We start from the raw sequence: 8,908 nt of genomic DNA on the forward strand, positions 1-8,908 counted from the left end.
AAAGTCGTGCAGCGCCGCATTGCCAGTGCGCGGGTCGTCCAGACCGTCCCAGCATTCGATAAAGCGATCCAACACATTCTCCCGAGCCGCGTATCATCCGCCACCCGGTAGAATCCATCTCACTCAAAACGCAAAATCCGGCTCACAAGGGCCGCCGAATTCCAAGTGCGATTCCCCTGGCGTCGCCGGGGGCCTCAGCGCTCTCCCTCGCCGAGCCGGGCAAGCGCGTTCAGCGGGGCGAAGAGGTCGCGATACGCGGTTTCGCCGATCGCCGCGATCAGCTTCCCCTCGTGCCGATCCGAAACGGCGTGCAGTTCGGCGGTCAGCCGGGCGCCCTCGGCGGTCAGCACGAGCGCGTGGCTGCGCCGGTCGCCCGGGATCGGCGCGCGGCGCACGAGCCCGCGCCCTTGCAGTTCGTCGATCATGGCGACGAAATTGGCGCGCTTGATGCCGAGCGCCTCGCCGACCACGCCCTGTTTCAGCCCCGGATTGCTCTCGATCACCGTCAAGATCGAATATTGCGCGGGACGAATGTCGTAAGATTCGAAGGTCGCGAAAAAGTCGCGAAACACCGCGAGCTGCGCCCGGCGAAGCCAATAGCCGAGGCGCCGATCGAGCGGCCCGGCGTCGAACCGCGCCGCGTCCCGGACCGCCTCCAGGACTCTTGTTCGCCCGGATGCCGTCACGCCCATCGCATCCTCGCAAGGTCGGCGCCGCGCTTGACGGGCGACAATTGTTATGACATATAACAATCTGCGCAAAGTGTCAATTCGCGCCGCCGCAGCGGCGCAGCGCAGGAGGAAACGGATGACCGAGGGCGCGGACCAACCGATCGACATCGACCTGCCGGCCTCGCTTCGCGCGACGCGGCGCGGCGCCGTCGCGCATCTCAGACTCGCCCGAGCGGAGAAGCGCAACGCGCTCGACGACGTGACCGTGCTCGGACTGGAGACCTTCTTCACCCGATTGCCTGGGGACGTCCGCGCGGTCGTGCTCTCCGGCGACGGCCAGCATTTCTCCGCCGGGCTCGATCTCTCCGAGGTCGCGGCCGATCTCGGCCCGCTCGAGCGCGTGTTGCATTCCCGTCTGTGGCATCGGGCGTTCGAGGCGATCCAGTTCGGGCGCGCGCCGGTCGTCACCGCGATGCACGGCGCGGTCGTCGGCGGCGGGCTCGAACTCGCGGCCGCGACCCACATCCGGGTCGCCGATCGCTCGACCTATTACGGCCTGCCCGAGGGGCAGCGCGGCATCTTTCTCGGCGGCGGCGGCTCGGTGCGCATCACGCGGCTGATCGGCGTGCCGCGCGTGCAGGACCTGATGCTGACCGGCCGGACGCTGAACGCCGAGGAAGGCCACGCGGCCGGAATCACCCAATATCTGGTCGACGAGGGCAAGGGCTTGGACAAGGCCTTCGAACTCGCCGCCAAGGCCGCGTCGAACACGCTCACCACCAATTTCGCCGTGCTGCACGCGCTGCCGCGCATCGCCGAGACCCATCCGTCGAGCGGGCTGCTCACCGAGTCGCTGATGGCGACCATCGCCGAGATGAGCCCCGAGGCGACTGAGCGGCTGAAGGACTTTTTGGAGAAGCGCGCGGGGAAGGTGCTGCGGCAGAGTTGAGGTTGTCGCCGCAGGCGCCGCCTTCCGAAAACTATGACCAGTCTTCTGGTCATACAGGAGATCGCAATGCTCACTGTCAATCTGGCTCAGGCGAAGGCCGGCCGAGCTCCTCGACAAGGCGGAAGCGGGCGAGGAGGCGGTGATCCCGCGGCACGGAAAGCCCGCAGCCCACATCCGGCAGGCCGTTCCGGCCAGGAAGCTGCTCGTGCGTGACGCGCGAACGCGGGTCATCAGCGGCGGGCGCGACGGTACCTGCACCTACGAAACCGGTCTGCGCGCCGGCGATGCCCCCATCTCGCAGTTGCAGCCAATCGTCGCGCGAAACTCATATACACCTTTGACAAGGGCATGCTCAGTGCAGGCCAGGCGCTCGGCTTACCCGTGAGCGATGGAGTCGGCGCGGGACGAGCGTCCAGTCCAATCCGGGGAGGAACCAACGCATGAAAATCCCGCTGACGTTCGGTCCGCCGCACGTGACCGTCGACAAGCGCGGCGACGGGTCGATGATCGTCATGTCGCCCGAGCCGCTCGCGCCCTATCCGCGGTCGATGACCGACTGGCTCGACCACTGGGCGCGCGCTGCGCCCGACCGCGTGTTTATCGCCGAGCGCCGGGGCGGCGGCTGGCGCAAGGTGACCTACGCGGAGGCGCGCGACCTCGCCCGTCGGATTGCGCAGGGGCTGATCGATCGGGGGCTCTCGCCCGAGCGTCCGGTCGCGATCCTGTCGGGAAACAGCGTCGACCACGCGCTGATCGGCCTCGGCGCGATGATCGCCGGCGTCCCCTATGCGCCGGTCTCGCAGCCCTATTCGCTAATTGCCAAGGACTACGGCAAGCTGAAGACCATTCTCGACGTACTGACGCCGGGCCTCGTCTACGTCGCCGACGGCGACAGATTCACGCTCGCGCTCGCAGCCGGGGTGCCGAAGGCGACCGAGGTCGTGGCCGGGATCAACCCGCCGAAGGACTGGCCCTCGTCCACCTTCGAGGCCCTGATCGCAAGGCCGGCCGGCCCCGAGGTCGACGCGGCCCACGCCCGGGTCGGCCCCGACACGATCGCCAAACTCCTGTTCACCTCGGGCTCGACCGGAACGCCCAAAGGCGTCATCAACACCCAGAAGATGATGACCTCCAACCAGGCGATGCTGAGGGGCGTCAATCCCAGCTACCACGTGGTGGCGCCGGTGCTGCTCGACTGGCTGCCGTGGAGCCACACTTTCGGCGGCAACAACAATTTCAATCTCGTTCTGTCAGGCGGCGGCTCCTACTTCATCGACGAGGGCCGGCCGCTGCCCGGCGCGATCGAAGCGACCGTGCGCAACCTCAAGGAGGTGTCGCCGACGATCTACTACAACGTGCCCAAGGGCTTCGAGATGCTGCTGCCGTATGCCGAGCACGACGCGGACCTGCGCAAGGGCTTGTTCCAGCACCTGCAGGCCTTCGTCTACGCCGGCGCGGCGCTCGCGCCCCACGTGCGCGAGGCGTTCGAGCGTCTCGGCCGCGAGACGGTCGGGCACGTCGTGCCGATCCTGACCTCGCTCGGCTCGACCGAGACCGGCCCCTCGGCGCTCAGCGTCACCGAAAAAGCGTGCGCGCCGGGCGTGGTCGGCATTCCCAACCACGGCGTGGAACTGAAGCTCGTGCCGAACGGCGACAAGCTCGAGGCGCGGCTGAAGAGTCCGAGCATCACCCCGGGGTACTGGCGCCGGCCGGACCTGACGAAGGACGCCTTCGACGAGGAGGGCTATTACAAGCTCGGCGACGCGCTGAAATTCTTCGACGAGCGCGATCCGGAACTGGGGTTCGTGTTCGACGGGCGCGTGGCGGAGGATTTCAAGCTCGCCACCGGCACCTGGGTCAGCGTCGGGCCGCTCAGGATCCGGTTCATCGCCCATTTCGGGCCCTATGTGACCGATCTCGTCGTCGCCGGCCACGACCGCGACGACGCCGCCGCGCTCGTCGTGCCGAACGTCTCCGAGTGCCGCGCGCTCGCGGGCTTGAGCGACGACGCAAGCGACGCGGACGTGTGCCTGCATCCGAAGGTGCGCGACACCTTTTCCACGCTGCTGGCCGCCTTCAACAAAAAGGCCGGGGGCAGCTCGGGGCGCTTCGCCCGGCTCATCCTGATGGACGATCCTCCCTCGCTCGACAGCGGCGAACTCACCGACAAGGGCTCGATCAACCAGCGCGCCGTGCTGGCGCTGCGCGCCGACGTGGTGGAGGAGCTTTTCGACGCTACGCCCTCGGCGCGGACGATCGTTTGAACGCGCCCGCGTCGGCCGCCCTGTAGACGCGGTCGCGGACCGGGTCCCGCGCTCAGCGAGCGCGGCCACAATGAGGAGTCTTTCCATGAAGGTCGCCGACCTCGTCGCCATCGACGTCCACACTCACGCCGAAGTGTCGTGCCGCTGCCCGACAGACGCCTTCTGGCAGCCTTACGAGGACGCCGCCAACACATACTTCAAGGCCGGCAAGCGGCCAACCATCGCCGAAACGGTCGCCTATTATCGCGAGCGCAAGATCGGGCTCGTCATGTTCACCGTGGACAGCGAGTTCGAGATCGGCAACCGCCGCATCCCGAATGACGAGGTGGCGGAAGCCGCGGCGGCCAATTCCGACATGATGATCGCGTTCGCTTCCATCGATCCGCACAAGGGCAAGATGGGCGTGCGCGAGGCGCGCGAACTGATCGAGGGCGGCGTCGTCAAGGGCTTCAAGTTCCATCCGACGGTGCAGGGCTTCTTCCCCAACGATCCGATGGCCTACGGGCTCTACGAGCTGATTGCGCATTACAAGCTGCCGGCGGTGTTCCACTCCGGCCATTCCGGCATCGGAACCGGCATGCCGGGCGGCGGCGGAATGCGGCTCAAATATTCGAACCCGATCCATCTCGACGACGTCGCTGTGGATTTCCCCGACATGACGATCATCATCGCCCACCCGTCGTGGCCGTGGCAGGACGAGGCGCTGTCGGTCTGCCTGCACAAGCCCAACGTCTACATCGATCTTTCGGGCTGGAGCCCGAAGTATTTCCCGCCGCAGCTCGTGCAGTACGCCAACTCCCAGCTCAAGACGAAGATGCTGTTCGGCTCCGACTTCCCGCTGATCCCGCCCGACCGCTGGATCAAGGATTTTCGCGAAGCCGGCTTCAAGCCGGAGGTGCACGACCTGATCCTCAAGGAGAACGCGATCCGGGCGCTGAAGATCGCGGCGGAGTAGGCCGAGCTCCGCCCTTGACGTCCTCTTCCCCGCCGGGCCTCATGGGCGAGGCCGCGGTCGACAAGGCTCCGCGGACGCCGAGGGGAGGAAACCATGAAGGTCGAAGGCGGGTGCTACTGCAAAAAGGTCCGCTACGAGGCGGTGGGAGAACCTCGGCTGAGGGCGGAATGCCTTTGCCGCCCGTGCCAGTATTTCTCCGGCGGCGCCCCCAACATGTTCATGGTCATGCCGCCGCAGGGCTTCAGGTACACGAGCGGCGCGCCTCGCCAGTTCAAGCGTGACGACCTCGAAAAAGCCGTCACGCGGGAGTTCTGCGAGGATTGCGGCACGCATCTGACAACGCTCCGCCCCGATCTACCGTTCGTCATTCTCAAGGTCGGAACATTCGATGATCCCAGCCAGTTTGGAGCGGCGCAAATGGCGATCTACGCCAGCGACCGACAGGCTTTTCATTGCCTCCCGGAGGGGCTGCCGACTTTCGAGGGCATGCCGCCTCGCTAAACGGCGCCGGTTCCCGCTGTGAAAGCCTTCTCCTGGACAGACTCCCCTCATGGCGCGATCGTCGCCGACGGCAAGCGGCTCGAGGCCGCCGCCTACGGCCCGCCGCCGGACGAAGCGCCGACGATCGTTCTGCTGCACGAGGGCCTCGGCTGCGTCGCGCTGTGGCGCGACGTGCCGGAGAAGCTCGCCGAGGCGACCGGCTGCGGCGTGTTCGCCTATTCCCGGGCCGGCTACGGGCGCTCCGATCCGATCCCCCTCCCCCGGCCGCCCGACTACCTCGTGCGCGAGGCGCGCGACGTTCTGCCCGTCGTCCTCGGCGCGCTCGGTTTTCGGCGCGGCGTCCTGGTCGGCCATAGCGACGGATCGTCGATCGCGGCGATCTATGCAGGAGAGACGCAGGACGACAGGGTTCAGGGCCTCGTCCTGCTCGCCCCGCACGTGTTCGCCGAAAACTACGGCTTCGAGGGGATCGAGGAGGTCAACCGCGCCTACGAGTCGGGTGAACTCAAGGCGCGGCTCGCCAAGTATCACGCCCACGTCGACTGCGCCTTTCTCGGCTGGAGCGGCTTCTGGTCCGACCCCGGCGTGCTCGGCTGGACGATCGAGGACTTCGTCGCCCGCTGGCGCGCGCCCGCGCTGCTGATCGCCGGCCGCGACGACCATTATTTCACCCTCGCGCAGTCGCGCGCGATCGAGAGGATCGCGCCGACCCCGGTCGAGAGCCTCGACCTTCCGGACTGTCGCCACGCGCCGCAGTTCGAGCAACCGGAGGCGACGCTCGACGCGATCGCCGCCTTTTGCAAGAAACGCCTCGGGGAGGAACGCTGAAAATGCTCGCGGCGCGCATTCACGGTCACGGCGGCAACGACGTGTTGAAACTCGACGACTTGCCGATCCCGCAACGAAAGCCCGGCGAGGTCCTGATCCGCATGGCGGCCGGCGGCCTCAACCGCGTCGACCTCTACATGCGCAATTCCGGCGCCGGAATCACCCACCGCCTGCCGATCACGCTCGGGCTCGACGGCGCGGGCGTCGTGGTCGAGGCCGACACCGGGTCGCGCTTCCGCGCCGACGACGCGATCGTGATCTATCCCGGCCAGCCGTGCGAGCAATGCGAATTCTGCCGGAAGGGCGAAGAGGTCCTCTGCACCCGCGGAAAACTCTTCGGCGAGCAGGTGGACGGGACATTCGCCGAATATGTCGCCGCCCCCGGAGGCAGCGTCGTGCACAAGCCCGAGGCGCTCGATTTCGTGCAGGCGGCCTCGCTCAGTGTCGCCTGGCTGACCGCGTGGCGCATGGTCGTGACCAAGGCGCGCCTGGGAGCGGGCGAGACGGCGCTGATCTTCGGCATCGGCGGGTCGGTGTCGCTGGCGGCGACGCAGATCGCCAGCGCGCTCGGGGCGCGCGCGATCGTCACCTCGCGCGATCCCGGCAAACTCGCCCGGATGACGGATTTCGGCGCGGCGGAGACAGTTCTCGATGAGGGCGGCTCGTCGGTCCTCGACCAGGTCATGGCGCTCACGAACAGGCGCGGCGTCGACGTCGTGATCGAGAACGTCGGCAAGGCGGTGTGGCCGACGGCGATGAAGGCGCTGGTGCGCGGCGGCCGCCTCGTCACCTGCGGCGCGACCACCGGCGGCGACCCGTCGGCCGATCTGCAGCGCCTGTTCATCCGTCAGTTGACCGTGTTCGGCTCGACTCTCGGCAACCGGGCGGAACTCAGCGACCTCATCGCCTTCATCGGCGACAAGAAACTCACGCCGCACATCGACCGGACGTTTGCGCTCGCCGACATCGCCGCGGGGCTCGACGTCCTCGAGTCCGGAAAACAGTTCGGCAAGATCGGGCTCAGGATCGGCGATCCCCTGTAGTCGGCCCGCTCCTGTCGCCGATCGCTGACCGCGCCTGCGGCTTACGACTTCGCCCCGACCAACGCCGGCGTCGCGCGATAGACTTCGGGGAACAGGCGCTTCAGCGCCTCGACCTTCGGCAGGTCGTTGAACACGATGTACGGGTAGGTCGGGTTCCGGACCAGGAAGTCCTGATGATAGGCCTCCGCCGGATAGAACGTCTTGCCCGGCTCGATCGTCGTGACGACGGGCGCGGCGAAGGCGTGCGCTGCGTTCAACTGCGCGATATAGGCCTCCGCCACCTTGGCCTGACCCTCGCTCGTCGGGAAGATCGCCGAGCGATACTGCGTCCCCTCGTCCGGCCCCTGCCGGTTGAGTTCGGTCGGATCGTGGGCGACCGAGACATAGATCTGCAGCAACTTGCCATAGCTGATCCTGTTCGGATCGAACGTAACCTTGACCGACTCCGCGTGGCCCGTGTTCCCCTCGCTGGTCATGTCGTAGTGCGCCGTCGCCGCCGCGCCGCCGGCGTAGCCCGAGACGGCGGAGGCGACGCCGTCGACATGCTGGAACACCCCCTGGACGCCCCAGAAGCAGCCGCCGGCCAGCACCGCCACCTCGCGACTTGCGCCGGTCGCGAGTTCGTCCAGGGCCGGCGGCGGGACGCGCCGGGCCTCCTGCGCCCGCAGCGACGAAAAAGCGAGGGACATGACGGCGAGCGTCGCGACGGCCGCGAGGGCGGCGAGGCGGGTCGAAATAGGGCGGAAAGCGTCGGTCATGGCGCAAGGGTCTCCAACAGGGTGACGCTCGTCTCTACGTCGCCGAGGCGACCGCGGTTACCTCGGCCGGGAGTCTTTTTTCCGTCCTCCGCGCTCCCAGCCTGCAAGCCTGGCAGGCGCCCCATCCTTTCAGGGACTTGGGCGCCCAAACCTGTCACTTTGTAACTGCCAACCCCGTCATTGCGAGGAGCAAAGCGACGAAGCAATCCATGCCGCCGCTTGCTTCCTGCGGAAAAAATCGCTCCGTCTTCTGCTCGCAACGAAGGGCGGCTGGACGACCAGAGGGCGCGACAGCGGCCCAGCGGCCCTGGATCGCTTCGCTTCGCTCGCGATGACGGCGCTCTTCGGCGTCCACCTTGGCAGTTACGTCACTTTGTAACTCCCAAGCCGGCGCCGCCCTCTCCCTTGGGGAGAGGACAGCCGGGCGAAGCCCGGCAGGATGAGGGCTCGGAACGCCGACCGTCGGCGTGGCGCCCCCTCACCTGGCCGCTTCGCGGCCTGTCCTCTCCCTGAGGGAGAGGGATTGCCCACTGCCTGCCTACTGCCCACTGCCCACTGCCTCCTCCCGGCTTGGCTGTCACTCAGCAACTCCCTGGCCGCGCGTAAGAGCGGGGCGCCGCGCTCCGCATCCTCCGCCGCCGCCCAGGCCGACGGCAGGCGCGCGCGCGCGCTGGATTCCGCTTCCGGATGTCAAACAGCGTTCTGCTCAATCGAAAATACAATAGTCCACAATTCTCTTTCTCGCAATACAATGTTCTCCCGCCGCCACTCTTGGCCCCCTCGCGGCCGGCTCCGCACGCAAGATGACCCGGCAAGGACTTTTTTCGGCTGCCGCCGCCCCCGCCAGGGCTCCGAATCCGGGTTAATGTGCCTTAACCGTTCTTGCCGATGAGGATCTCGGCGAGCCTTTCGACGTCCCAGCTGGCGATTTTTCTGCGC

The 8,908-nt window shown here is 67.3% G+C and carries 8 protein-coding genes; 6 read left to right on the forward strand and 2 right to left on the reverse strand.

The genetic code is table 11. The annotated features are described in order from the left end of the window. Positions 1–194 precede the first annotated feature (194 nt). Positions 195–692 (reverse strand): MarR family winged helix-turn-helix transcriptional regulator, encoded by a 498-nt coding sequence (locus tag DFR50_RS30895; protein ID WP_113894156.1) that lies wholly within the window; start codon positions 690–692, stop codon positions 195–197. A gap of 115 nt (positions 693–807) precedes the next feature. Here DFR50_RS30895 and DFR50_RS30900 point away from each other — a divergent pair, with 115 nt between their 5' ends. From DFR50_RS30900 to DFR50_RS30925, 6 genes are all read left to right on the forward strand, one after another. Then, the gene (locus tag DFR50_RS30900) at positions 808–1,620 is read left to right on the forward strand and encodes a crotonase/enoyl-CoA hydratase family protein (RefSeq protein ID WP_113894158.1); all 813 of its coding nucleotides are present in this window, start codon (positions 808–810) and stop codon (positions 1,618–1,620) included. Positions 1,621–2,060: 440 nt separating this feature from the next. Further along, positions 2,061–3,884, forward strand: coding sequence for a feruloyl-CoA synthase (locus DFR50_RS30905; protein ID WP_113894160.1), 1,824 nt, complete (start codon positions 2,061–2,063; stop codon positions 3,882–3,884). Positions 3,885–3,969: 85 nt separating this feature from the next. After that, positions 3,970–4,839: an amidohydrolase family protein gene (locus tag DFR50_RS30910; RefSeq protein WP_113894162.1), complete on the forward strand. Its 870-nt coding sequence runs from the start codon at positions 3,970–3,972 to the stop codon at positions 4,837–4,839. Positions 4,840–4,932: 93 nt separating this feature from the next. Further along, on the forward strand, positions 4,933–5,340 hold the full coding sequence (locus DFR50_RS30915) for a GFA family protein (protein ID WP_113894165.1): 408 nt from the start codon (positions 4,933–4,935) through the stop codon (positions 5,338–5,340). A gap of 18 nt (positions 5,341–5,358) precedes the next feature. After that, positions 5,359–6,168, forward strand: coding sequence for an alpha/beta fold hydrolase (locus tag DFR50_RS30920; protein WP_113894166.1), 810 nt, complete (start codon positions 5,359–5,361; stop codon positions 6,166–6,168). 2 nt (positions 6,169–6,170) lie between these two features. Next, the gene (locus tag DFR50_RS30925) at positions 6,171–7,211 is read left to right on the forward strand and encodes a zinc-binding dehydrogenase (protein ID WP_113894168.1); all 1,041 of its coding nucleotides are present in this window, start codon (positions 6,171–6,173) and stop codon (positions 7,209–7,211) included. A gap of 41 nt (positions 7,212–7,252) precedes the next feature. Here DFR50_RS30925 and msrA read toward each other — a convergent pair whose 3' ends face one another. Next, positions 7,253–7,969, reverse strand: coding sequence for a peptide-methionine (S)-S-oxide reductase MsrA (gene msrA, locus DFR50_RS30930; protein WP_113894170.1), 717 nt, complete (start codon positions 7,967–7,969; stop codon positions 7,253–7,255). Between the last annotated feature and the right edge of the window lie 939 nt (positions 7,970–8,908).

The sequence above is a fragment of the Roseiarcus fermentans genome, assembly GCF_003315135.1.
In the GTDB taxonomy this organism is placed as follows: Bacteria; Pseudomonadota; Alphaproteobacteria; order Rhizobiales; family Beijerinckiaceae; genus Roseiarcus; species Roseiarcus fermentans.

Coding starts and splice junctions, on each gene's coding strand:
- DFR50_RS30905 (WP_113894160.1), top strand. CDS start 2,061: ATGAAAATCCCGCTGACGTTCGGTCCGCCGCACGTGACCGTCGACAAG.
- msrA (WP_113894170.1), bottom strand. CDS start 7,969: ATGACCGACGCTTTCCGCCCTATTTCGACCCGCCTCGCCGCCCTCGCG.
- DFR50_RS30915 (WP_113894165.1), top strand. CDS start 4,933: ATGAAGGTCGAAGGCGGGTGCTACTGCAAAAAGGTCCGCTACGAGGCG.
- DFR50_RS30910 (WP_113894162.1), top strand. CDS start 3,970: ATGAAGGTCGCCGACCTCGTCGCCATCGACGTCCACACTCACGCCGAA.
- DFR50_RS30925 (WP_113894168.1), top strand. CDS start 6,171: ATGCTCGCGGCGCGCATTCACGGTCACGGCGGCAACGACGTGTTGAAA.
- DFR50_RS30895 (WP_113894156.1), bottom strand. CDS start 692: ATGGGCGTGACGGCATCCGGGCGAACAAGAGTCCTGGAGGCGGTCCGG.
- DFR50_RS30900 (WP_113894158.1), top strand. CDS start 808: ATGACCGAGGGCGCGGACCAACCGATCGACATCGACCTGCCGGCCTCG.